This is a genomic window from uncultured Tessaracoccus sp., assembly GCF_947286155.1.
GTDB lineage: Bacteria > Actinomycetota > Actinomycetes > Propionibacteriales > Propionibacteriaceae > Arachnia.
In genome coordinates, this window is the sequence record NZ_CAMYPD010000014.1 from 1 (window position 1) to 23,661 (window position 23,661).

Annotated in this window: 21 protein-coding genes and 1 tRNA gene; 16 read left to right on the forward strand and 6 right to left on the reverse strand. The window is 65.3% G+C overall.

The features are described 5' to 3' along the window. Positions 1–144 precede the first annotated feature (144 nt). The 6 genes from Q0X68_RS05080 to Q0X68_RS05105 all read left to right on the forward strand — a co-directional run bounded on the left by Q0X68_RS05080 (position 145) and on the right by Q0X68_RS05105 (position 6,262). Positions 145–1,404: an ATP-binding protein gene (locus Q0X68_RS05080; RefSeq protein ID WP_297748473.1), complete on the forward strand. Its 1,260-nt coding sequence runs from the start codon at positions 145–147 to the stop codon at positions 1,402–1,404. A gap of 234 nt (positions 1,405–1,638) precedes the next feature. Then, positions 1,639–2,448: a spermidine synthase gene (locus Q0X68_RS05085; RefSeq protein ID WP_297748476.1), complete on the forward strand. Its 810-nt coding sequence runs from the start codon at positions 1,639–1,641 to the stop codon at positions 2,446–2,448. 39 nt (positions 2,449–2,487) lie between these two features. Continuing rightward, entirely contained in the window at positions 2,488–3,150 is a 663-nt protein-coding gene (locus tag Q0X68_RS05090) for a class E sortase (RefSeq protein ID WP_297748480.1), read from the forward strand. A 470-nt stretch (positions 3,151–3,620) separates the two neighbouring features. After that, positions 3,621–4,439 (forward strand): Abi family protein, encoded by an 819-nt coding sequence (locus Q0X68_RS05095; protein WP_297748485.1) that lies wholly within the window; start codon positions 3,621–3,623, stop codon positions 4,437–4,439. A gap of 184 nt (positions 4,440–4,623) precedes the next feature. After that, positions 4,624–5,226 carry a LemA family protein gene (locus Q0X68_RS05100; RefSeq protein WP_297748488.1) on the forward strand — a complete coding sequence of 201 codons (603 nt, stop codon included), beginning with the start codon at positions 4,624–4,626 and terminating at the stop codon, positions 5,224–5,226. A gap of 91 nt (positions 5,227–5,317) precedes the next feature. Further along, a complete protein-coding gene (locus Q0X68_RS05105; protein WP_297748491.1) occupies positions 5,318–6,262 on the forward strand; it encodes a DUF368 domain-containing protein in 945 nt (314 codons plus the stop codon). A 162-nt stretch (positions 6,263–6,424) separates the two neighbouring features. Here Q0X68_RS05105 and thiD read toward each other — a convergent pair whose 3' ends face one another. Then, positions 6,425–7,240, reverse strand: a complete 816-nt coding sequence (gene thiD / locus Q0X68_RS05110) for a bifunctional hydroxymethylpyrimidine kinase/phosphomethylpyrimidine kinase (RefSeq protein WP_297748494.1) — start codon at positions 7,238–7,240, stop codon at positions 6,425–6,427. A 74-nt stretch (positions 7,241–7,314) separates the two neighbouring features. On the opposite strand from thiD, the gene Q0X68_RS05115 reads away from it, so the two are divergent. The 7 genes from Q0X68_RS05115 to Q0X68_RS05145 all read left to right on the forward strand — a co-directional run bounded on the left by Q0X68_RS05115 (position 7,315) and on the right by Q0X68_RS05145 (position 17,627). Further along, positions 7,315–7,938, forward strand: coding sequence for a TrmH family RNA methyltransferase (locus Q0X68_RS05115; protein ID WP_297748497.1), 624 nt, complete (start codon positions 7,315–7,317; stop codon positions 7,936–7,938). 81 nt (positions 7,939–8,019) lie between these two features. After that, positions 8,020–8,556 (forward strand): hypothetical protein, encoded by a 537-nt coding sequence (locus Q0X68_RS05120; protein WP_297742008.1) that lies wholly within the window; start codon positions 8,020–8,022, stop codon positions 8,554–8,556. Positions 8,557–8,635: 79 nt separating this feature from the next. Continuing rightward, positions 8,636–9,658 (forward strand): class II fructose-bisphosphate aldolase, encoded by a 1,023-nt coding sequence (gene fbaA / locus Q0X68_RS05125; protein WP_297742007.1) that lies wholly within the window; start codon positions 8,636–8,638, stop codon positions 9,656–9,658. 237 nt (positions 9,659–9,895) lie between these two features. Continuing rightward, entirely contained in the window at positions 9,896–11,533 is a 1,638-nt protein-coding gene (locus Q0X68_RS05130; RefSeq protein ID WP_297748500.1) for an NAD(P)-binding protein, read from the forward strand. After that, a complete protein-coding gene (gene nifJ, locus Q0X68_RS05135) occupies positions 11,533–15,096 on the forward strand; it encodes a pyruvate:ferredoxin (flavodoxin) oxidoreductase (RefSeq protein ID WP_297748503.1) in 3,564 nt (1,187 codons plus the stop codon). Before Q0X68_RS05130 ends, nifJ begins: the two co-directional genes overlap by 1 nt. Then, positions 15,093–16,103, forward strand: coding sequence for a dihydroorotate dehydrogenase-like protein (locus Q0X68_RS05140; protein ID WP_297748506.1), 1,011 nt, complete (start codon positions 15,093–15,095; stop codon positions 16,101–16,103). Before nifJ ends, Q0X68_RS05140 begins: the two co-directional genes overlap by 4 nt. Before the next feature lie 180 nt (positions 16,104–16,283). Further along, entirely contained in the window at positions 16,284–17,627 is a 1,344-nt protein-coding gene (locus Q0X68_RS05145; RefSeq protein WP_297748509.1) for a uracil-xanthine permease family protein, read from the forward strand. Positions 17,628–17,657: 30 nt separating this feature from the next. On the opposite strand, the gene Q0X68_RS05150 is transcribed toward Q0X68_RS05145, so the two are convergent. Then, positions 17,658–17,734: transfer RNA gene (locus Q0X68_RS05150), tRNA-Arg, on the reverse strand. A gap of 379 nt (positions 17,735–18,113) precedes the next feature. Between Q0X68_RS05150 and Q0X68_RS05155 the strand changes: the two genes are divergently transcribed. Then, positions 18,114–19,493 (forward strand): UTP--glucose-1-phosphate uridylyltransferase, encoded by a 1,380-nt coding sequence (locus tag Q0X68_RS05155; RefSeq protein WP_297748511.1) that lies wholly within the window; start codon positions 18,114–18,116, stop codon positions 19,491–19,493. Continuing rightward, positions 19,486–19,839 (forward strand): hypothetical protein, encoded by a 354-nt coding sequence (locus Q0X68_RS05160; protein ID WP_297748514.1) that lies wholly within the window; start codon positions 19,486–19,488, stop codon positions 19,837–19,839. The genes Q0X68_RS05155 and Q0X68_RS05160 overlap by 8 nt, the downstream gene beginning before the upstream one ends. A gap of 57 nt (positions 19,840–19,896) precedes the next feature. Here the strand turns inward: Q0X68_RS05160 and mscL are convergent, their stop codons facing one another. The 4 genes from mscL to Q0X68_RS05180 form a co-directional block, all read right to left on the reverse strand. Then, a complete protein-coding gene (mscL, locus tag Q0X68_RS05165) occupies positions 19,897–20,265 on the reverse strand; it encodes a large conductance mechanosensitive channel protein MscL (RefSeq protein WP_297748517.1) in 369 nt (122 codons plus the stop codon). Positions 20,266–20,408: 143 nt separating this feature from the next. Further along, positions 20,409–21,014 carry an SAF domain-containing protein gene (locus Q0X68_RS05170; protein WP_297748520.1) on the reverse strand — a complete coding sequence of 202 codons (606 nt, stop codon included), beginning with the start codon at positions 21,012–21,014 and terminating at the stop codon, positions 20,409–20,411. A 455-nt stretch (positions 21,015–21,469) separates the two neighbouring features. Beyond that, the gene (locus Q0X68_RS05175; protein ID WP_297748523.1) at positions 21,470–21,727 is read right to left on the reverse strand and encodes an FmdB family zinc ribbon protein; all 258 of its coding nucleotides are present in this window, start codon (positions 21,725–21,727) and stop codon (positions 21,470–21,472) included. A 50-nt stretch (positions 21,728–21,777) separates the two neighbouring features. Further along, positions 21,778–22,329: a 5-formyltetrahydrofolate cyclo-ligase gene (locus Q0X68_RS05180; RefSeq protein ID WP_297748526.1), complete on the reverse strand. Its 552-nt coding sequence runs from the start codon at positions 22,327–22,329 to the stop codon at positions 21,778–21,780. Positions 22,330–22,346: 17 nt separating this feature from the next. On the opposite strand from Q0X68_RS05180, the gene glp reads away from it, so the two are divergent. Next, positions 22,347–23,636: a gephyrin-like molybdotransferase Glp gene (gene glp / locus Q0X68_RS05185; RefSeq protein WP_297748529.1), complete on the forward strand. Its 1,290-nt coding sequence runs from the start codon at positions 22,347–22,349 to the stop codon at positions 23,634–23,636. Positions 23,637–23,661 lie beyond the last annotated feature (25 nt).

The window sequence follows — 23,661 nt, forward strand, 5'->3', positions numbered from 1 at the left end:
GGCTTCTGAACGCGGCCCCTGCCGGGCAGGTGCAACCTGTGCGGGCGGGCAGCCCTCTGAGTGATCCTGCAAGATACATCCTAGAACGCCTGTAAAACACGGCCTAGAAAGCCTGCAGAATCCGTTCTACTGTAAGCTTGCAGCATGGATACGCGCGACGTCCTCGGCCAGCCCTACCGCCCCCGGATCATCGACGAGGTGCTCGCCGATGCGCTGCAAACGGCCGGAGCCGTCGTGATTGAGGGGCCGCGCGCCTGCGGCAAGACCATGACTGGCCTGAATGCGGCCGCGTCGTACGTGTTCATGGACGACGACGAAGCGCAAGCCAGGCTCGACGTGGCCCCTGCATCACTGCTCGACGGCGCATCTCCCAGGCTGCTGGATGAATGGCAAGTAGCGCCTGGGGTATGGAATCGCGTGCGTCGCCGCGTCGATGCGCAGGCCAAGCCTGGCCAGTTCATCCTCACCGGTTCGGCGGTGCCGTTCGACGATGAGTCCAGGCACACCGGAGCTGGGCGCTTTCTGAGGCTGCGGCAGCGCACGCTGGCTTGGGCTGAGCAGCCAGTGGGCGAGCCGACGGTGAGCCTCCAGGCCCTCTTTCACCAGGAAGCGCCGCCGACGTCGGCCCCGCAGCTGACACTGACGCAACTCACCCAGCAGCTCGTCACGCCGGGGTTTCCTGCTATGACGACGTTGCCCCCAGGTCGGGCGGCTCAACTACTACGCGCATATCTCACCGAGACCGCGCGCGTCGATGTGGCCCGGCTCGCGAATGTGCGGCATGACCCATCCGTCATGGAGCGTTTGATTCGAGCGTTGGCTAGGGCAAGTGCGTCGGAAACGACGTTCCAAACGCTCCGGGCGGATGTGGCGGCCATTGCACCGAGCATCACCGTCGACACGGTCGCCGGTTACGTCGGGCTGCTTGAGCGCCTCTTCGTCGTCGAGCAGCAGCCAGCGTGGGCACCGGGATTGCGCACGCGAGCGCGACTGAGGACCTCGCCGCGTTGGCATCTCGCTGACCCGGCACTGGCCGCCGCCGCGTTACGGGCAGATCAGCACGCGCTCTTCGAGGATCTGCTCACGACGGGAGTCTTGTTCGAAAGCGCAGCGGTGCACGACTTGTCGGTGTTGGTTGAGCCACTGGGCGGGCGTGTCTATCACTATCGGGACTCGAACGGACACGAGATCGATGCCATCGTCGAGTTGCCCGACGGGCGCTGGGGCGCCATCGAGATCAAGCTGGGGGAGAGACAGGTGCCCCAAGGTGCAGCGACGTTGGCGAAAGCCGTCGCGCAGATTGACAGCGAGCCGGCCTTTCGCCTCGTACTCACTGCACTGGGCGGTACGTACTGCCTCGACGACGGCACCGTTACGTGCTCCTTGGCTGCCCTCTGCCCTTGAGTGTGCCGCATCGTGGGTGTCCCGGCCCAGGCAGGCGTAACCTGTGCGGCTCTGTCCCGGAATAGGTGTCACTTGCCTAGCTGCGACGAGGCGTCGTCGGGAGGCAGGTGACACTTGATCCGCTCTGTTGCCGCACAGGTTGCACCTGCCCGGGCGCGCCGGGCACCCCCCACCCCCACCCACACCACCCGACGACGCCGGACGCCGCGCGCAGGTTCCGGGTAGGCTCGCGGGGTGCACTATCTGCTTCCCGACGACACCGTGCCGGGTGCGTTTCGTGTGATGTTCGGGCCGACGCAGCAGTCGTGGGTCGACCCGTCGCGCCCCGACTTCCTCGTCTTCGAGTACGTCCAGCAGATCGCCCTCCTCCTCGACCACACCGCCCTGCGCGCCCCCGACAACAACCGTCTCCGCATCGTCCACATCGGCGGCGGCGGTCTCACCATCCCGCGCTGGGTCGCGTGGCGCCGCCCGCACACCGCGCAGGTGGTGTGCGAACCCAACGTCGAGCTCACCGAGGAAGTCCGCCGCAAAACTCCGCTGCCGAAGCGCTCCGGCATCAAGGTGCGCGACGTCGACGGGCGCACCGGGCTCCAAGCCATGCCCGACGAGTGGGCCGACGTGGTGATCGTCGACGCGTTCAACGGCGCTCAGGTACCGCCGGAGCTGGTCACGTCGGAGGCGTTCGATGAGATCCGACGGGTCACCCGCGGCGAATCTGTGGTCATCCTGAACTGCACCGACCGCGCCCCCTTCACCTGGTCGAAGCGCGTCGCGGCGGGCATCCAACGGCGGTGGCGCCACTTCCTCGTCGGCGCTGAACCTGCCGTTCACAAGGGTCGACGGTACGGCAACCTGCTGTTCGTCGGAGCCCTCGAGCAGCCGGACCTCCGCGGCATCGCCCGCGCATCCGCCGGGCTGTCGGCGGGGTATCGTTGGTTGTCCGGCAAGGAAGCGGCCGCCTGGCCCGGCGGCGCGGACCCCTTCGTCGACGACGATTCTGAGGCCTCGCCCGAGCCCATCCACTCCAAACTCTGGTTCTAGTCTCTCCGCGGCCCGGCGGGAGTGCGCCACAATAGGCCCATGGCCGATGAGACGAAGCGCGGAGTCACCCCAGGCAGGATGCTGCTGGCGCTGGGCGTCCTGATCCTCGTCGCAGTGCTCGCGGTTGCGGGCAGGGCGCTGTGGTTGTTCGTCGGCACGAACATGGCCGCACAAGGCCCGACAGCAGACGCGCTCAAGCGAGCCGAATCCGCCGTCGCAAAGCGCCCTGACAAGGCCAAATCCGAGGCCGAGCTGCCCCTACCCACCGCCGGCGAGCCCACCTGGGTGCTGGAGATCCCCAAACTCCACCTCCGCACCGCCATCATCGCCGGCACCACCCCCGACGACCTGCGCCGCGGCGTGGGCTGGTACCCGACGACGAACCTCCCCGGTGAGATCGGCAACATGGCTATTGCCGGGCACCACACCACCGACGGCAAACCCTTCGCACGGCTGCAGCACCTGGTGAGCGGCGACGAGGTCATCGTCGAGACGAGCCTCGCGCGCTATATCTATGAGGTGCGCGTGGCGCCGAACGACCTCACCGTGCAGCGCGACGACTCGTGGGTGCTCGAGGCGGTGCCCGGCCAAGACGAGCCGCCGCAGCAGCCCTGGCTCACCCTCACCACCGACCAAGACCTCATCCCCACCGACGATCGCTCCGTGGCGTTCGCTGTGCTCACCCGCGAAGAGCGACGGTGAACCGCGGAGCGGGTGCATCGAGACGCGGGCTCGGCTGGGGAAACTGCAAAACTCGCCATCAGACGCAACCCTCCCCGCTCACGCAAGCGTGAGGCTCTCAACTGATGGCGAGTTTTGCAGTTTGGTGCGGGATGATTGCGACTCGCCGCCCTCGACGACGGCTCAATCATCGGTTGCAAGCCTCCGCTGCTCAACCACGGGGGAGATCGAACCAGGCCCCCGACACTAGGGAGACGCGTTGCTCAGCTGCTTCAAGACAGATAAACTGTGCAACAACATGACCGGTTCCGCTGCCCGCCTCGGTGGGAGTCCAGGGCCGGTCTTCGTTTAGTCCCCGCAAGGAGCGCGCGTGCGGCAAGCCAAGCAATTCAAGACCTACGCCGAACAGGTCGAGTTGCTCCGAGCGCGTGGCATGTACGTCGCTGACCCGCAAGAAGCAGAGCGTTTCTTGGCTCACCTGAACTACTATCGTGTGTCGGGCTATTGGTATCCGATGCGCCGTTTTCGTCCATGCGACGGGGGTAGCTCTCGATGAATTCGTCGACGGCGCATCGTTCGACTTGGTAGTTGCGCTGTACGAGTTTGATGAGCGGCTACGCCATGCCGTATTCATCGAGCTAGACCGGGTAGAGATGGCTGTGAGAGCCACGCTCGGTTATGAACTAGGACGGATAGACCCCCTTGGTTACTTGAACCCGCAGCGCCTAGGTGCTCGAGCCCGCCGTCTGCGCCACGATGGGCGAAGTGCACACGATGTGTGGTTGGGGAAGTATCACTCGGCGCTCAAGACGTCGAAAGAGGTTTTTGTGGCTCACCACAGAGCCAATTACCGAGGTGAGTTGCCCACTTGGGCAGCTGTGGAGGTTATGAACTGGGGGATGCTGTCTCATTTGTTCGGGATGGCTCCAAACGTCGTCCGTAACCGCGTGGCCGTGCAGTGCGGCGCGAGCGGGCCTCAGCTGGAGTCATGGCTGAAATCCTTGAACATCGTCCGAAACTATGCGGCGCATCACGCTCGTATGTTCAACCGTGTGTATGACATCAAGCCCAAGTTAAATGACGACCCAAGGCTGGCGGCAGTTGCCGATTCGGTAAACCGCGCCTTTGGCCAGCTATCCCTGATCCAGTACCTACACCGCCAGTTGAAGCTGTCGGACGCTGACCGGCTGCCGAGGGTATTGGCTTCGTACCCAGATAATGCGATTGTTCCGCTGGTGCGAACCGGGGCTCCAGCAGGATGGCGGCAGCTTGCCCTTTGGGCATACGACGACACCGGCCCGGCCTTCTGATTTCGACTCGCCACCTCCGGCGGCGGCTCAATCATCGGTTGCAAACCCCCGGTGGTTGAGTAGCGGCCGTAGGTCGGGTATCGAAACCCCGCCGACAGACGGAAGGCAACCCCACCCGACGACCGCGGTAACGCACCCACCCGCTGGTACTCTGGAAATGTACAGCCACTGAAGGAGAGATTTCGTGGACCTCTTGATTCAAATTCTTCTCGGCATCCTTGCCCTCGTCGTCATTTTGGCCATCGTCGTTGTCATCTGGTGGATCTCGACGCACAACAGCCTTGTGCGCGGCCGCAACACCATTCAGGAATCGTGGCGGCAGATCGACGTCGAGCTGTCCCGTCGCTACGACCTCATCCCCAACCTGGTCGAGACGGTGAAGGGGTACGCGACGCACGAGCGTTCCACGCTGGAGTCGGTAATTCAGCACCGTAACCAGGCGTACGCGGCCGCAAACGCGGCGGGCCATGGGCCGTCGGAGGAGCGCGCTCAGGCGGAGTCGAAGCTGAGCCAAGAGGTGCGCAACCTGATGGTGTCGGTTGAGGCGTACCCTGAGATCAAGTCCAACCAGAACTTCATGCAGCTCCAGCGCCAGCTGGCTGACACCGAAGACCGCATCGCGAACAGCCGTCGCTTCTACAACGCGAACGTGCGCGACTACAACACCCGCATCGAGTCGGTGCCCAGCAGCATCGTCGCCAACGCGGGCAAGTTTGAGAAGGCCACGTACTTCGAGATTCAGGATCCGACGGTACGCGAGGCCCCGCGCGTGAGCTTCGACAACTAACACCGCCCATCCCCGCATCTCCCGTCCGCCCCGTGCCGCACGGTACGGGGCGGAATCATGCTCCGAAGATCATCCCCGACGAAAGGCGCCCATGAGCAGCACCGACGAACTCCCTCGCCCGACGGTGGGTGGCATCATCTACAACGCCGTGCGCGGTGGTCTGATTGGGTTGGCCGAGCTCATCCCGGGCGTCTCCGGCGGCACGATCGCCCTTATCACCGGCGTCTACGAGCGCGTGCTCGACTCCGGCAACCACCTCATCAGCGCGGTGAAGACGCTCATCGTGGGGCCTGATCGTCGCAAGGGCTTCGTCGCAGCGTGCAAGCGCGTGGACTGGTGGCTGCTCATCCCCATGCTCATCGGCATGGCGGCGATGGTGCTCTCACTCGCGGGGGTGATGGCGGCGTTCGTCACCAATACCCCGACGTTATCCCGCGGCCTATTCATGGGCATGGTCGCGGCGTCGGTGGTAGTTCCCCTGCTCATGATCGACCGCCGCAGTGTGCGGCGGGAGCGTCTGTGGGTGTACGCGCTGGTGTTCGTCGTGGTCGCCGTCGCGGCGTTCCTCCTCACCTCCTCCGGCGCGGGTGCAGTGGTGCAGCAGCCGCCGCTGTGGATGGTGTTCTGTGCTGCCGCGGTGGCGATCTGCGCGCTGGCGCTGCCGGGTGTGTCGGGCTCGTTCTTCCTGCTGGTGGTGGGGCTCTACGCGCCAACCCTGAACGCCATCCACACCCGCGACCTCGGCTACATCGCCGTCTTCGGCCTCGGTGCGCTCACCGGCCTCGCGCTGTTCATCCGCGCGCTGCACTGGCTGCTGGAGCATCACCACACCGCGACGATGGTGGCGATGTCGGGGTTGCTGCTCGGTTCGCTGCGTGCGCTGTGGCCATGGCAGAGTGCCGACGGTGGTTTGCTCTCGCCGGGCAACGATGCTGTGGTCGTTGGGGGGTTAGCCCTGGTGGGTGTGGGCATCGTCGCGGCACTCGTCGTCACAGATCGGGTGTTGTCACGTCAGGCTCCCGCAGCCGATGGGTAGTGACGGCATCGTCGAAGAAAGAATGAGGGATTCCACCGAAAATGGTGGAATCCCTCATTCTTTGTTTGAGGTGTGTCTCGCCCGGTGGTTGAGTAGCGGGCGTAGCCCGCGTATCGAAACCCCGGGGATGATTTCGATACGCACCCTGCGGGTGCTACTCAATCATCGAAATGAGCGCTTGGACTCCTGGTAGCCGAGCTGGCGCACTTCGTCGAACGGGGTCGGCGGTTCGACGCGGTGCTGAATCGCGTACGTCACGAACTCCTTGGCGGTCTGCACGGCGTCGGGCACCGTCGCGCCCTTCGCGAGCTCTGCCGTGATCGCCGCCGCCAGGGTGCAGCCCGCGCCGGTGACGTAGCGCTCACCAATCTTCGGCGCACGGTACTCGGTGAAGGACTCCCCGTCGTAGAGCACATCGACGGCGTCGTCGCCCGGCAGCAGCGCGCCACCCTTCGCGACGACGTACGGCACGCCGCTCTCCTGAATGGCCTTCGCGGCCTCCTTGAGCGACTCCACGTCGGTCACCTTGATGCCCGACAGAATCTCCGCCTCGATGGCGTTCGGGGTGAGCACGGTGGCGTGGGGGAGGATGCGCTTGCGCAGGAGGTCGTCGGTGGCCTTCGCGGCGGTGGCGGTGTCCTCCTTGCAGATGAGCACCGGGTCTACCACGACGTTGCGCCACTCGCGCTTGCCGAGCTCGTCGGCCACCGCGTCGATGGTGTCCGGCGCGCCGAGCATACCGATCTTCACCGTGTCGACAGGGTGCACGGCGGTGATGGCCTCGATCTGGTCGCGGATCACCTGAGCATCCACCGGCACGAAGCGGTGCCCCCAGCTGTTCTTCGGGTCGAACGACACGATGCACGTGAGCGCCGCGACGGCGAACGTGCCCAGCTCGTGGAACGTCTTGATGTCGGTTTGAGCTCCCGCGCCACCCGTGGCCTCGGAGCCCGCAATCGTAAATGCGTAATTCACCATGCGGGAAATCCTAGTGCCGCCCGACGCATCCGCGCCTCTTCGCCCAGCCGGTGTCGTCACCGTATGCTGAGCCCGTGACTACCCCCGACGATGACCCCACGGCGCCGAACGTCGGCGTCGGCCCGCACCCTGAGCCCTGGCCCGACGACCCGCGCCTCGACGCCACCCTCCTCGCCGAGGGCGACCGTCGCAACGTGCTCGACGAGTTCCGGTACTGGAGCGTGGAAGCCATCGTCGCAGAGCTCGACAAGCATCGTGCGCCGCTACATGTCGCCATCCAAAACTGGGAACACGACTTCAACATCGGCTCCATGGTGCGCACCGCCAACGCCTTCAACGTCGCGGGCGTGCACATCGTCGGGAAGCGACGGTGGAACCGCCGCGGCGCGATGGTCACCGACCGCTACCTCCACGTCCACCACCACCCCGACGAAGCCTCCCTCTTCGCGTTCCTCCGCGACGCCGGCATCACGCCCGTGGGCGTCGACAACCTGGTCGGCTCCGTGCCGCTGGAAACCACTGTTCTGCCCACGCGCACCTGCCTCATCTTTGGCTCCGAAGGCCCAGGCCTCACCGACGATATGGTCGCCGGCTGCGAGAAACTCGTCGCCATCACGCAGTACGGCTCGACGCGCAGCATGAACGCCGGCGCCGCGGCCGCCATCGCCATGTATCACTGGCGCCTGCACCACGAATGAGCCGGTAGCGAGGAGCACCGGCGAAGAAGGGGGCCGGTGGTCGGCCCACCCGTAGGCCCTCGTCGCACTAGAGTGAATCCCATGCAGGAACGGTTTTCGGTGCACCTCACGCCGATCCCCACGTCGTCGCGGGTGGCGCGCCAACGCCGCACGTTGCGGTGGCGCTGGCTGACGTTCGCCATCTCGACGGTGATTCTCGCGGTGATCCTGATCTGGTTCCGCCCCGACTGGCCGACGCCCTGGATCGTCCTCGGCGCCGTGCTGTGGGTGGGCAGCTCCGTGTTTTGGCTCGTGGTGAGCCTCGTCAGCCTCAGCAACGCGAAGAAAGACCTGACGCGCATCCCCGACGGCGTCGCCTTCCACATCGACCCGGAGGGGTTGTCCTTCGTGTGGCCGAAACGAGTGGCGGTGCCGTGGTCCAAGATTGAGCGTCTCCCCGTCGTTGGAGGCTCGGGAGGTGCGGGGCCCAGGATCGCCGTCGACGCCGACGGCCAGCGCGCGGTGGAAGTGCCGCTCAGTTTCCTCGACGCGAGCCCGGCGGTGCTGGATTCAATGATTACCGCCTGCTCGCTCGGCGAGCACCACCTCGACGCAGCCAAACTCGAACGTACTGCGTGAGCCCACCCTGTCGCTGCCTTTCGCCGGGCGATAAGCTGGGGGATGACACAGTCGGCTAGTTCTAGGAAAAGAGGCCCCCATGCCCATTGCAAGCCCTGAAGTTTACGGCGAGATGATCGACCGCGCGAAGGCCGGTTCCTTCGCCTACCCCGCCATCAACATCACCTCCTCGCAGACGATCAACGCAGCCATCCGTGGCTTCGCTGAAGCTGGCTCCGACGGCATCATCCAGGTCTCCACCGGCGGCGCCGAATACGCTTCGGGCTCGACGATCAAGGACATGGTCACCGGCGCCGTCGCACTGGCGAAGTACGCCGAGGAAGTCGCCAAGAACTACCCCGTGAACATCGCGCTGCACACCGACCACTGCCAGAAGGAAAAGCTGGACAAGTACGTCAACCCGCTGATCGCCATCTCCCAAGAGCGCGTCGACCGCGGCGAGAACCCCCTGTTCAACTCCCACATGTGGGACGGCTCCGCCATCGAGGTTGAAGAGAACCTGCAGATCGCTGACGAGCTGCTCACCCGCACGTCGAAGGCCAAGCTCATCCTCGAGATCGAGGTTGGCGCAGTAGGCGGCGAGGAAGACGGCGTCACCGGCGAGATCAACGAAAAGCTGTACACCACCGTTGAAGACGGCATGCGCACCCTCGAGGTGCTCGGCACCGGCGAAAAGGGCCGCTACATCACCGCCCTCACCTTCGGCAACGTGCATGGTGCCTACAAGCCGGGCTTCGTGAAGCTGCGCCCCGAGATCCTCAAGGAAATCCAGGACGCCTGTGGCGAGAAGTACGGCAAGGACAAGCCGTTCGACCTCGTCTTCCACGGCGGCTCCGGCTCCACCGCGCAGGAGATCTCCGACGCGGTCGACTACGGCGTCATCAAGATGAACATCGACACCGACACCCAGTACGCCTTCAGCCGCCCCGTTGTGGATCACATGTTCAAGAACTACGACGGCATGCTGAAGATCGACGGTGAGGTCGGCAACAAGAAGATGTACGATCCGCGCTCGTGGGGCAAGGCCGCGGAAGCCGGCATGGCCCAGCGCGTCGTCGAGGCTTGCGAGGCGCTCCGCTCCGCTGGCACCGCGATGAAGTGACGTAACTCTCCCTCCACCCGACGGGGCATCCTCTCCTCGAGAGGGTGCCCCGGTTTGGTGCTTCGTCGCTGCGGTGCCGGTCACCGTCGCTGCGCGGGGGAACGACACCCCACGTACTGTGTAATTTGGTGCGGAAAACCGCAACAAATTTCACACTGTCGGAAAATGGTGGTCGCTTCGTTCATAGGCGGGTCGAGGGTCTACAGTGGCTGCTACATGGCGTCGTAGGAGGCACTGATGGAGAACCGCCGTAAGGACATGACGATCCTTCCCGATCTTGCATCGTCGCGAGGACGGGTTGGGCCGGTGCGAGACCGCCGACCGGTCTACCAAGACTTGCTGCCACCGTGCAACGCCGCATGCCCGGCGGGGGAGAACATTCAGGAATACCTGCAGCTCGTGAAGGCGGGCAAGGTGAAGGAAGCCTGGCAACAGCTCGTCCAGGACAACCCGTTCCCCGCCATCCACGGCCGCGTCTGCTACCACCCCTGCGAGGTGTCCTGTAACCGCGGCGACCTCGACACTGCCGTCTCCATCCGCTCCGTCGAACGCCACCTCGGCGATCTCGCCATCGCTGAGGGTTGGGAATTCCCGACGCCGACCCGCCGCTCTGGGCGTCGCGTCATGGTGGTGGGCTCCGGGCCGTCGGGGCTCTCTGCCGCGTACCACCTCACCCGGCTGGGCCACGAGGTCGAGATTTTCGACGCCGGCGACAAGCCCGGCGGCATGATGCGCTACGGCATTCCCGAGTACCGCTTGCCGCGCGACGTGCTCGACGCGGAGCTCGACCGCCTCATCAAGTTCGGCGTCACCATTCACCAAAACAGCCCGGTGAAAGACCTCCTCGCCACGCAGAAGGAGGGCAACTTCGACGCTGTCTTCGTCGCCGTCGGCGCCCACATCTCCAAGCGCGTCGACATTCCGAGCATGGATGCCTCCAAGATGGTCGACGCCGTCAGCTTCCTGCGCGACGTGGCCTCGGGCGAGCGCCCGGTGATCGGCCGTCGCGTAGCCATCTACGGCGGCGGCAACACCGCCATGGACGCCGCCCGCGTCGCTCGTCGCCTCGGCGCGGAGGAGTCCGTCGTCGTGTACCGGCGCACCCAGGAGCAGATGCCGGCGCACGAAGAGGAGCGCCTGGACGCCGAACGCGAGGGCGTCAAGATGAACTGGCTGCGCACCATCAAGGAGATGGGCTCTGAGGCTGTCACCGTCGAGATCATGGAACTCGACGAGAACGGCCAGGCCGTCGGTACTGGTAAGTACGAGACGTTGGAAGCCGACACCGTGATCCTCGCGCTCGGCCAGCGCGCCGACACCGCGTTCCTGCACGACATTCCCGGCATGGCCTTCCACGACGATGTCGTCGACGTCGACCCGGACACGCTCATGACCGCCGTGCCCGGCATTTTCGCTGGCGGCGACATGGTGCCCTCCGACCGCACCGTCACCATCGGCACCGGCCACGGCAAGCGCGCCGCCAAGCGCATCGACGCCTGGCTCAACATGGAGGTGCACGACCCGGCGCCCAAGCACCCCATAGTCCACCTCGATTCCATGAACCTGTGGTACTTCGGCGGGCACGAGCGTCGCGCCCAGCAAGAAGCCGACGCCGCCGAGCGCGTCGCGGATTTCCAGGAAGTGGTGCAGTCGCTGACCGCGGAGGAAGCCCGGTTCGAGGCTCAGCGCTGCTTGAGCTGCGGCAACTGTTTCGAGTGCGACGGCTGCTATGGAGCCTGCCCTGAAGATGCGGTGATCAAGCTCGGACCAGGCAACCGATACCGCTTTGACTACGAGCGATGCACCGGATGCGCCACCTGTTACGAACAGTGCCCCGTGCACGCGATCGAGATGATCCCGGAAGGTAGCAACTGATGACCAAGGCAATCATCGACGGCAATGAGGCGGCGGCCGACGTCGCCTATCGGCTGAGCGAACTGTGCTCCATCTACCCCATCACGCCGTCGTCAACGATGGCGGAGCTCGCTGACGAGTGGTCAGCGAGCAACCGCAAGAACGTCTACGGCACCGTCCCGACGGTGATCGAGATGCAGTCGGAAGGCGGCGCCGCCGGCACGATGCACGGCGCTCTCCAGGGCGGTGCGCTCTCGACGACGTTCACGGCCTCGCAGGGCCTGTTGCTGATGATCCCGAACATGTACCGCATCGCGGGCGAGCTCACGTCGACGGTGTTCCACGTCGCCGCGCGCTCCCTGGCCACGCAGGGCCTCAGCATCTTCGGTGATCACCAGGACGTCATGGCCGTGCGCCAAACCGGCGTCGCCATGCTGAGCTCCGCAAGTGTGCAGGAGGCGCATGACATGGCCGCCATCGCGCACCGCGCCACGCTCGAGGCGCGGGTGCCGTTCGTGCATTTCTTCGACGGGTTCCGCACCTCGCACGAGCTCAACACGCTCACCAAGATCTCCGACGACGAGCTGCGCGCCTTCGTGCCTAACGAGCTCGTACTGGAGCACCGCAAGCGCGCTCTCAGCCCGGCGCATCCGTTCATCCGAGGCACCGCGCAGAACCCAGATACGTATTTCCAGTCGCGCGAAACCGCGAACCCGTTCTACAACGCGGTGCCCGGCATTGTGCAGGCCACCATGGACGAACTGGCAGGCGTCACCGGACGCCAATACCACCTCGTCGAATACCACGGCGCTGACGACGCAGAACGCGTGGTCGTCGTGGTGGGCTCCGGCTACGAAACCCTCCTACCCGTGGTTGACCACCTCAACGCCAACGGCGAAAAGGTGGGCGTGGTGTTCGTCCGCCTCTACCGCCCATTCCCCGTCGAACAGCTGCTCGACGCCATCCCCGCCACCGTGCGCAAGGTCGCCGTGCTCGACCGCACGAAGGAGCCCGGCGCCGCCGGCGAGCCGCTCTTCCTCGACGTGTCGTCGGCGCTGGCGGAATCCGTCGCGGGCGGCCAGCGTGAGGTGCTGCCGCGCATCATCGGCGGCCGCTACGGCCTGTCCAGCAAGGAGTTCACGCCCGCCATGGCGAAGGCATGCTTCGACGAGCTGGCCAAGGATGAGCCGAAGCCGCGGTTCACCGTCGGTATCAACGACGACGTCACCCACCTCTCGCTGGAGTACGACTCGTCGTTCGACCTCTCCGACCCCGACACGCTCGCCGCCGTCTTTTACGGCATGGGCTCCGACGGCACCGTCGGCGCGAACAAGAACACCATCAAGATTCTCGGGCACCGCGACAACACCTTCGCTCAGGGCTACTTCGTCTACGACTCGAAGAAGTCCGGCTCGCGCACCGTCTCGCACCTCAGGTTCGGCCCCAACCCCATCCAGGCGCCGTACCTCGTCGGGCAGGCCGGCTTCATCGGCTGTCACCACTGGTCGATCCTGGAGCGCGTCGACGTGCTGCAATTCGCCAAGCCAGGCGCCACGTTCCTCATTAATTCGCCCCACGGCGACGCCACCTGGGACCATCTCCCGGAGCCGGTGCAGGAGCGCATCAAGGAGCTCGGCCTCAAGGTGTACGCCATCGACGCGGGCACCGTCGCGCGTAGCGTCGGGCTCGGGTCGCGCACGAACACCATCTTGCAGACCTGTTTCTTTGCGATCTCCGGCGTGCTGCCGCGCGACGAGGCCATCAAGGCCATCAAAGACTCCATCACTAAGACGTACATGCGTAAATCCGCCGAGATCGTGCGCAAGAACCACGTCGCGGTGGACGCGTCGCTCGAGCACATGTTCGAGGTGACGCCGGGTGACGCGTCCGGGCACAGCATGCTCGCGCCGGTGCCCGACGACGCGCCCGAGTTCGTGCGCACCGTCACCGCCGAAATGCTTGCCGACCGGGGCGAACGCCTTCCCGTCTCCGCGCTGCCCGTCGACGGCTCGTATCCGTCGGGCACGACGAAGTACGAGAAGCGCAACATCTCCGACATCATCGCGGTATGGGACAACGAGGCGTGCATCCAGTGCGGCAACTGCGCGTTCGTGTGCCCGCACGCGGTGCTCCGCGCGAAGTCGTACCCCAGCGAGGCTGCCGAGGGGGCACCCGACGGGTTCCTCACCGCCCCGCTGAACGCCGCCGGTTTGCCGGACACGAACTACACCCTCCAGGTGTACGCCGAGGACTGCACCGGCTGCGGGCTGTGCGTCGAGGCGTGCCCAGTGAAACCGATCGACCAGCCACACCGTCGCGCCATCAACCTCGAACCCAAGCTCGACCGCACCGCGGAGCGCGAGGCGGTGAAGTTCTTCGAGCAGATCCCCATGAACGCCCGGGAGCGCGTCGACTTCGGCACCGTGCGCGGCACCCAGTTCCTGGAGCCGCTGTTCGAGTTCTCTGGCGCCTGCTCGGGCTGCGGCGAGACGCCGTACCTGAAGCTCATGACCCAGCTGTTCGGCGACCGCCTCATGGTGGCTAACGCCACCGGCTGCTCGTCCATCTACGGCGGTAACCTGCCGACCACGCCGTGGGCGAAGAACGCTCATGGGCGCGGCCCGGCTTGGTCGAACTCGCTGTTCGAGGACAACGCCGAGTTCGGACTCGGCATGCGGCTAGCCGCCGACGTGCACGCCAACCTGGCGCGCACACGCCTGGAGGAGCTGCGACCCGAGATCGGCGACGACGAACTCGTCGACGCGATCCTCGCCAACGAGCAGCTCGACAGCTCTGATCTGGTGGCCCAGCGCGAGCGGGTGGAGCGCCTGATGGACATCCTCGTCGACCTGGATGGGCCCGAAGCGCGCGACCTGCTGAGCGTCGCCGATCACCTGCTGCGGCGTTCCGTGTGGATCGTCGGCGGCGACGGGTGGGCCTACGACATCGGCTCCGGCGGCCTCGACCACGTGCTCGCCTCCGGGCGCAACATCAACGTGCTCGTGCTGGACACGGAGGTGTACTCGAACACCGGCGGACAGGCATCCAAGTCGACGCCGCTCGGTGCCATCGCGAAGTTTGCCTCCGGTGGCAAGACCACCTACAAGAAGGACCTCGCGCTACAGGCAACCGCCTACGGCACGGTGTACGTCGCGAGGGTGGCGCTGGGTGCCGACCCGCAGCAAACACTCAAGGCGTTCCGCGAGGCGGAGGCCTACGACGGGCCCAGCCTCATCATCGCGTACAGCCACTGCATCGCCCACGGCTACGACCTGCGCAACGGGCTCGACCAGCAGTACAAGGCCGTGAACTCCGGCCACTGGCCGCTCATGCGTTACAACCCGGTGATTCGCGACCAGGGCGGCAACCCGTTCTTGCTCGATTCGCCGCGCCCGCGCGTGACGCTGGAGGACTACCAGTCTCGGGAAATCCGGTTCAAGGCGCTGAAGGTGGCCCGTCCCGAGGAGGCCGAGCGCCTGCTGGAACTCGCCCAGGCGCACGTGGATCGTCGGTGGAGAGAATACGAACAGCTAGCCGAGGCGCAGTCTGAAGACTTCGCAGAAGACACGAGGGAACGCTCATGAATCTCGAAACCAACTACATGGGGCTGAAGCTCCGCAACCCGGTGGTGGCCTCTGCGGGGCCGCTGAGCCAGACCGTCGACGGTATCCGCGAACTCGGCGACGGGGGCGTTGGCGCCGTCGTCGTGTACTCCCTGTTCGAGGAGCAGCTGCGCCGCGAGGCCGAGCGTGTGACCGCCGAAGCCGAGGAATTCGACGACATGTTTGGCGAAGCCACGTCGTTCTTCCCGTCGATGGTGGTGGAGGAGTTCGACCCTTCCCGCAAGTACCTGGAGCTGATCGAGGGCGCGGCGAAGGCGTCGGAGGTGCCGGTGATCGCGTCGCTGAACGGCTCGTCGGTGGGCGCCTGGACGCAGACCGCGAAGCGGCTGGAAGACGCAGGGGCCTCGGCGCTGGAGCTGAACATCTACCTGGTTCCGGGAGATCTCACCGCAACCGGCGCGCAAGTGGAGGAGCGGCACCTGGAGATCGTCGCTGCGGTCAAGGAAACGCTGAACATCCCCGTCGCGGTGAAGCTCAGCCCGTACTTCTCATCGGTGGGCAATATGTGCGTGCGCCTCGACGAGGCGGGTGCCGATGGCCTGGTGCTGTTCAACCGCTTCCTGCAGCCGGATATCGATATCGAGCGGATGGAGGTGACGTCGGGGATTAGCTTGTCGCAGCCGGGCGAGGCGAAGCTGCCGAGGACGTGGATTGCCATTCTGCGCGACAAGGTGAAGGCATCGCTCGCCGCCACCACGGGTGTCGAGAAAGCTGAGGATGTGGTGAAGTACATCCTGGCGGGTGCTGACGTGGTGATGACGACGTCGGCACTCGTGCGTCATGGTGCGGGGTATGCGGCCACGCTTGTTGCCGGGCTGGAATCGTGGCTCGGTGCGCACTCGCTCACCCTCAAGCAGGCGCGCGGCATGATGGCCGTGCCTGCTGACGTCGATGCCGCGCGGTACGAGCGTGCCGGATACGTGAGCGCGTTGGAGCAGGTGAAGTCCACCTACGGCTCGCTCGCGTAGCGATTTGTCCCTGAATGACCGTTATCCTCCACGCCTGACAGATTTCTCCGGAAACGGCGGTTTGCAAGCTTCTCGTGGAGGATAACGGTCACTTTTTTGTGGGTCCCCGCCGTGTCGCGATTCGCGTCGCGGGCCGGCGGCGTCTACACTTTCCCCCGGTCTACAAGCCGAGGAGGGCATATGGCAGGTTTTGGCTGGCGCTTACATGGGGACGGGCGGCATATCAGTACTGGAGAGGTGGTGCAGCCTGACGAGCGTCTCGCCTGGCCGCAGACCATCGGCATCGGCGCGCAGCATGTGGTTGCGATGTTCGGTGCAACGTTCCTTGTTCCACTCATCACAGGATTCAACCCGGCGACGACGCTGTTCTTCACCGGTATCGGAACGATCCTGTTCATTCTCATCACCGCAGGGCGACTGCCGAGCTACCTCGGGTCATCATTCGCGCTGCTCGCGCCCATCGGGGCGGTGACGGGCTACGTCGCTGAACCTGGCGCGGTGCTCGACCCACACAAGGCCGCGCTTGCGCAAGGCGGCATCATCGCGACTGGTGCGGCGCTGGCGATCATCGGAGTGATAGTCCATATAGCTGGTGCCCGGTGGATCGACAAACTGATGCCGCCAGTGGTGACAGGTTCGATCGTTGCACTGATTGGTTTCAACCTCGCACCAGCCGCATGGAACAACGTCAAAATCGCCCCGGTGACAGCAATAGTCACAATCGGGGCGATTTTGTTTACCACGGTGTTTTTCCGCGGCCTCATCGGCCGACTCTCGATCCTGATCGGGGTGCTCGTCGGGTATGTGACTGCGGTGATCCGAGGCGAGGTGGACTTCTCCGCGATCTCGCAGGCCGGCTGGGTAGGGCTACCCGAGTTCCACGCGCCAGCGTTCGACGTGACGCTGCTCGGCCTGTTCGTGCCGGTGGTGCTGGTGCTCGTCGCGGAGAACATTGGCCACGTGAAGTCGGTGTCCGCGATGACGGGGAAGGACCTCGACGACGTCACCGGCCGGGCGCTGTTCGCTGATGGTTTTTCGACGATGCTTGCCGGCTCCGGCGGCGGCTCCGGTACGACCACGTACGCGGAGAACATCGGCGTGATGGCGGCGACGAAGGTGTACTCGACGGCTGCCTACATCGTCGCGGCGCTGATGGCGATTGCGCTGTCACTGCTGCCGAAGTTCGGGCAGCTCATCAACACGATTCCTGCGGGTGTGTTGGGCGGCGCGGCTACGGTGCTGTACGGCATGATCGGCATGCTCGGCGTGCGCATCTGGGTGCAGAATCGCGTCAGCTTCTCCGACCCCGTCAACCTCAACACCGCCGCCGTCGCGATGATCATCGCGATCGCGAACTTCACCTGGACGGCGGGCGAGATGACGTTCGAGGGGATCGCGCTGGGATCGTTCGCGGCGATCGGCATCTACCACGCGATGCGCGGCATCGCGAAGTGGCGCGGCACCAGGTGGGAGTCCGCGAGCCCCGCGTCCGTGCCTGCCGGAAGCGAGCTAGAAGACCACTGACAACGCAGACGACGGACGGCGCAGAGCTGCTGGCGACCCCGATTGGATTCGAACCAACGACACCCGCTTTAGGAGAGCGGTGCTCTATCCAGCTGAGCTACGAGGTCAACGGCTAGACATTCTAGCGTGTTCGACGGGGATGGTTTCGACTCGGCCAGGCCAGGTGGTTGAGCCGCCCGCGCAGCGGGCGTGTCGAAACCCGACAGGGACCGGTGGTTGAGTAGCGCCCGGAGGGCGCGTATCGAAACCCAACACCAAAACTTCACAATCCGTACGTAGATGAGATGAAGGGCCCGATTTAGGGGTGTTAGATCAATCTGCGTACGGATTTTGAAGTTTTTGGGCGCATCTCGATACGGACCTTCGGTCCTACTCGACAGCCGAGGTGCGGCCTACGCGATAGCCGGGTGTGCGGGGCGCCCGCCCGACGCCCGCGACTCAATCGCCCCGGCTAGGATCGAGACGTAGCCGATGAAGGGAAGCAATATGTCGACAGAAGGGCTCGAAGCAGCACGTCGGAAGATGGAGGAAGCCGGGGTCGCGGCGCCCGCCGTCGAGGTGTTCTCCAACTTCTACAAGCAACTCGAAAGCGGCGCCACCGGCATCATCCGGGAGGACTCCATCACACCGCTGCTCGACCCGCCCATGCTCGACGACGTAGAAATCAGCGACGACGACGCCCGCGCCGCGCTCGACAAGCTCGTCGTCATCAAACTCAACGGCGGACTCGGCACGTCGATGGGTCTCGACCGCGCCAAAACCCTCCTCGAAGTGCGCGACGGCGAGAACTTCCTCGACCTCATCGCCAAACAGGTGCTCTCAGCCCGCGAACGCTACGACGTGCGCCTTCCGCTGCTGTTCATGACGAGCTTCCGCACCGACGCCGACACCGTCGAGTACCTCGCCAAATATCCCGAACTCCCCATCAGTGGGCTTCCGCTCACGTTCCTCCAGAACCAGGAGCCGAAGCTGCGTGCCGACGACTTCACCCCCGTCGAATGGCCGGCCGACCCGTCGCTCGAGTGGTGCCCGCCCGGCCATGGCGACCTCTACCCAGCCCTCCAAGGATCCGGCGTGCTCGACCAGCTCATCGACGCCGGCTTCCGCTACGCTTGTGTCTCCAACGGCGACAACCTCGGCGCGGCCCCCGACGCGCGCATCGCCGGCTGGTTCGCGAACTCCGGCGCACCGTACGCCGCCGAGCTGTGCCGCCGCACCATCAACGACAAGAAGGGCGGACACCTCGCCATCCGCAAATCCGACGGGCAGCTCATTCTTCGCGACACCGCGCAGACTGCCCCGGAAGAGATGGACTACTTCACCGACGAACACCGTCACCCGTTCTTCCACACCAACAACCTGTGGTTCGATCTCGTCCGCCTGCGCGACGCCCTCGTCGAGCGCAATTCAGTGCTCGGTCTCCCACTTATCCGCAACGAGAAGACCGTCGACCCCACCGACGCTAGCTCCACCCCCGTCATCCAAATCGAATCCGCGATGGGCGCAGCCATCGAGGTGTTCGACGGGGCCACCGCCATCTGCGTCGATCGCAGCCGCTTCCTTCCGGTGAAAACCACCAACGAGCTACTGCTGCTGCGCTCCGACGTGTACGAACTCGACGACGCCGGGCACCTCGTCGCGCAAACCGACAGCTCGCCAGAAATCTCGCTCGACAAGGACTTCTACAAGAAGATCGACGCCTTCGAGCTGCGCATCCCGCACGCCCCGTCGCTGAAGGACGCTACCCGTTTTGAGGTGCGGGGCGACTGGACGCTCGGCGGGGGGGTCACCGTCGTGGGCGATGTTGCGTTGCCTGACGAGGGTGAGGCGCGGCGGGTCGACGACGGTGCCACCCTCGGTGACTGACGCCGACCAGGTAGCCGTCGAGCTAGGGCGCGCCCTGACCGGCGAGGAGCTGCCCCTCACCGCGGCAGATGTCGAGGGTATTGCCAGTCAGCTCGACGGGCTGGGCTGGAATGCGAATCGCCTAGCCAGCGTGCGACAACAGCGTCAGGACGCGGGCGAACCCTGGCCTTTTCCGGTGCACACCGACGCGGTGGCGCGCGTCGGGTTCGCCGCCTTTCATGCCCAGCTCATGCACTTGCGAGCGCAGCTTGGTCTCACCGGACTACAACCGACGGCGACCACCCAGCGTCCCTGGAATACCGATGAGCAGCGCCTGGCTGCCGACCGTCCCCCGCACTGGGGCTGACAAACACAAACGAGGCGCCACCCAGTGGGGTAACGCCTCGTTGAAGCCGATGGTGGCTCAGGCGTGCTTGGCCTTGAGGAGATCGCGGATCTCGCCGAGCAGTGCCTCTTCAGCGGTGGGCTCGACTTCCTCTTCGACGACATCCTTCTCGAAGCGCTTACGGGCGATGTTGTAGGGCTTCACGATGCCGAAGTAGATGACGAAGGAGAGGATGAGGAAGGATACGAGTGCGGTCAGGAACACACCGACGCTGATGCCACCGGGGGCAAAGCTTGAGAAGTTGGGGGTGCCACCCAGCTTGCCGAGCAGGTCCATGATGACGGCGGTGAACGATTCGACGACAGTGGCGAAGGCGCCACCCATGATGAAGGCCACGGCAAGCTCGACGAGGTTGCCGCGCATGATGAATTCCTTGAATCCCTGCATTGTTGCGCTTTCTGTAGGCCGCCTGCTGGCGGGAATGAATCAGGGCGCGCGCAATCACCTGGAGGCGACGTTGGAGTGGGCACGCGCCCCACTAGCGCAACCACGATAGGTGATCCCTCGCAGGAAATTCAAATGTGCTTGTGCTATGGACCTCCGATCACCACCGCGAGCTGCCCGCTTTGCCCGAGCGTGGCCACCGACGGCGCCAGCTCAGCCGTTACTTCCATGAGCACCATGCTCGAACCCTTCGTCGCTCCGATCGTTGACGTAGGTGCGCTGGGTTGGGCGGCGACACGTGCTCGACCCAGTACCTCGGGCCGTTCACCGAGCGCCACCACCAGCTGTACTGCTGTGCCCGGCGTGAGCAGGTTGCGCAGGTCTTGGTCAGGTACGGACACCGGCACGAGTGCATGCCCCTTCTGCACGCCCCCGCCCTGGAGCAGCAAACCCCTCGTGAGCACCTGGCCTGCTTCCAGCGCAACAGCGGTGTGTGCCCCGGCGGCGTTGTCGGGGGAGCGCAGTGTTCCCTCAGTGAGCAGCGAAGCGGGGACGCGAACCGTCGTGAGATGCTCCGGTGAAAGCACCTCGCCGGCGGGTACGTCGGCAGCGAGTGCCACGACGGGCTCCCCGTCGGGCGGCCGTGCGCTGGCGACGGAGATGATGCCCGCGACGACGACCGCCGCGCACAGCGCGGCCACCACGCGGCGATGCCAGTTGATGAATGAACCAAGTCGGCGAAGGAGTTGCATGCCTTTACTATTGGCAACTCGCCACCCGCCACGCCCGTTTTCCACAGGATGAATTTGGTGGGTCAGGTGGGTTTCTTTGGGGGGATGGTTTCGATACGCGGGCTTCGCCCGCTACTCAACCATCGGGGCGGCCTCGCTACTCAACCACAGGGGCGCCCGGGGCGCGTGGCCACCGACCATCGAGTAGGCGACGGAGTCGCCGTATCGAGATGCAGAGACAAGAACTGCAAAACTCGCCATCAGTTGCTCGTCTCCTGCGGCAATCACACATGAGCGCTTCGACTGATGGCAAGTTTTGCAGTTTCTCCAGGGGTACTGCTCGGGGCCTGGTTTCGATACGCGGGCTTTGCCCGCTACTCAACCATCGGGCAGGGTGTGGTTTCGATACGCGGGCTTTGCCCGCTACTCAACCAGCGGGGCACCCGAGGCGTGGCTCAACCACCGGGAGGCGCGGGCTACTCAACCACCGGAGCAGCCGGCTTGGAATCTGCCGGCTTCGACTCAGACGCTTTCGACTCCGCAGGTTTTGCCGCAGCCGGCTTGGAGTCGGTCTTGTAGAAACCAGATCCCTTGAACACGACGCCGACGGCGCTGAACACCTTCCGCAGATTGCCCTGACACTCGGGGCACTCGGTGAGTGCGTCGTCGGTGAACTTCTGCTGCACCTCGAGATCGGCGTCGCAATCGTTGCAGTGATATTGGTACTTGGGCACTGGATCCTCCGAAGAAACAAACGGGCCTAGTGTACGCCCAGAAGCGCACATCAGTGCACCCACGCAACGCCCGCTTCCGTCACCCAGCCATCGCACGGCAGGTCGTGGGGTTCGCGCGGGAGCACGTCGCACACCTCCGCCTCGCGGGCCCACGCCAACACCGGCCCAGCCCCGCGGTGGGCGAGCGCCCGGTCGTACCAGCCTCCGCCGACCCCCAGTCTGTACCCCTCGCGATCCACACCCAAACACGAGGTGACAACCACATCTGCCTCCTCGAGTGAGGCCGCCCCCAGGCGCGTACCCGTCGGTTCCGGAATGCCGCGCCAAGCCGGACGTATGGCGGCCCAGCCGTCGAATCGCGCCCAGTCAGGCTCACGGCGAAGCACCGGTAACCGCACATCCCAGCCGCGCGTCACGAGCGCATCCACGAGCGCGACCGTATCGGGCTCACCCTCGACGCTCACATACGTCGCGCACACCCCAGGCTCTTCTGGAAGCCATTCGAGAAAGCGACGAAGCCGCTCGGCGTCCTCGCGTCGCATGGTTTCCGGCACGCGTTCTCGACGCGCCCGAGCGCGTAGTGCGTCCTTATCTGGTGTCACCCAACTATCGTAGGAGCATGGCTTGGTTTGGTCGTAAGCAGCAAGAACCCGTCGAGGTGGAAGAGGTCGAGGCTCCGCGCCTGCCCGACCCGCCCGCGAACAACGAGGCGGGTCTGCGCTCGATGCAAGACCACATCGACTATCTCCTCGGCCTCGTCGAGCCCCTGCGCCCCTTCGGCATGGGTCTGCTCGAAGCCTGGGATCAGGTGGTGTGCGAAGACATCACCTCGCTCGTCGACGTGCCCCACCAGACCACGGCACTCGTCGACGGGTACGCCGTGCGCGTCTCCGACCTCACCGACGACGGCGGCAAGCGCGTCGAGACGATGATGCTCGCCGAAACCGAAGACGGCCGACTCCCATTCGGCGCTGTGCGTCACGTCGCGGCGGGCGACCCCGTGCCGCCGGGCGCCACCGCAGTACTCCCGACGGTGTACGTCGCGCTGGAAGGTGACTTGGCCAGGATCTTCGACACCGTGAAGGACGACGAATACGTGCGTGTGGCCGGCGAGCACCTCCACGCCGGCGAGCCGCTGCTGAAGGAAGGCGACGTGCTCGACGACCGCTCCGTCGGCCTGTTGGCGAGCGCCGGCATCGACAAGGTCTTCGTCCGCCCGCGCCCGCGCGTGGTGATCGTCGGGTCGGGGGAGGGCCTCGTCGCGCCCGGTGCCCACGCCTCTGCCGACAGCAACTTCGACGCCAACTCCTTCCTCATCGCGGCCGCAGCCCGCGCGGCAGGTGCTCAGGTGTTCCACACCGTCGTCGGCTCCAACAACCACGACGAGCTGCGCCAGACGGTGACCGACCAGCTCATCCGCGCCGACCTCGTGATCTCCACGACGGGCGGGCGTCGGGAAGACTATGAAGCGATGGCGGAGGTGCTCTCCGGCATCGGCCTCGTCGACTCTGCGAAGGTGGCCATGACCCCCGGCCGCACGCAGACCTTCGGCCTCATCGGCGACGACAACATCCCCATGATCATGCTGCCGGGCAACCCCGTGAGCGCCTACGTCTCGTTCCAGGCCTTCGGCTGGCCGCTCATCCGTAAGCTCGCCGGCGCCGACCCGCATCGCCCCCTCCTGCGCGGTATCGCTGCCCACGGCATGCGCTCCACCGAGGGCCAGACGCACCTGCTCCGCGCGCGGGTTTCCAGGGAGTCCGGCATCAACCGCGTCACTCCCGTCTCCGATCCGCACGCGCTCACCGAGCTCGCGCAGACGAACGTGCTCGTGCTGCTCGACGAGCACACTGCCGCCGCGAACGCCGGCACTAGCGTGCAGTACTGGCGGCTCGACGAGCTCAACTGACCTGCCCGCTGTACGATTTTCGCGA

Coding starts and splice junctions, on each gene's coding strand:
- mscL (WP_297748517.1), bottom strand. CDS start 20,265: ATGCAGGGATTCAAGGAATTCATCATGCGCGGCAACCTCGTCGAGCTT.
- Q0X68_RS05170 (WP_297748520.1), bottom strand. CDS start 21,014: ATGCAACTCCTTCGCCGACTTGGTTCATTCATCAACTGGCATCGCCGC.
- Q0X68_RS05090 (WP_297748480.1), top strand. CDS start 2,488: ATGGCCGATGAGACGAAGCGCGGAGTCACCCCAGGCAGGATGCTGCTG.
- nifJ (WP_297748503.1), top strand. CDS start 11,533: ATGACCAAGGCAATCATCGACGGCAATGAGGCGGCGGCCGACGTCGCC.
- Q0X68_RS05105 (WP_297748491.1), top strand. CDS start 5,318: ATGAGCAGCACCGACGAACTCCCTCGCCCGACGGTGGGTGGCATCATC.
- Q0X68_RS05120 (WP_297742008.1), top strand. CDS start 8,020: ATGCAGGAACGGTTTTCGGTGCACCTCACGCCGATCCCCACGTCGTCG.
- Q0X68_RS05145 (WP_297748509.1), top strand. CDS start 16,284: ATGGCAGGTTTTGGCTGGCGCTTACATGGGGACGGGCGGCATATCAGT.
- Q0X68_RS05080 (WP_297748473.1), top strand. CDS start 145: ATGGATACGCGCGACGTCCTCGGCCAGCCCTACCGCCCCCGGATCATC.
- thiD (WP_297748494.1), bottom strand. CDS start 7,240: ATGGTGAATTACGCATTTACGATTGCGGGCTCCGAGGCCACGGGTGGC.
- Q0X68_RS05155 (WP_297748511.1), top strand. CDS start 18,114: ATGTCGACAGAAGGGCTCGAAGCAGCACGTCGGAAGATGGAGGAAGCC.
- Q0X68_RS05140 (WP_297748506.1), top strand. CDS start 15,093: ATGAATCTCGAAACCAACTACATGGGGCTGAAGCTCCGCAACCCGGTG.
- fbaA (WP_297742007.1), top strand. CDS start 8,636: ATGCCCATTGCAAGCCCTGAAGTTTACGGCGAGATGATCGACCGCGCG.
- Q0X68_RS05130 (WP_297748500.1), top strand. CDS start 9,896: ATGGAGAACCGCCGTAAGGACATGACGATCCTTCCCGATCTTGCATCG.
- glp (WP_297748529.1), top strand. CDS start 22,347: ATGGCTTGGTTTGGTCGTAAGCAGCAAGAACCCGTCGAGGTGGAAGAG.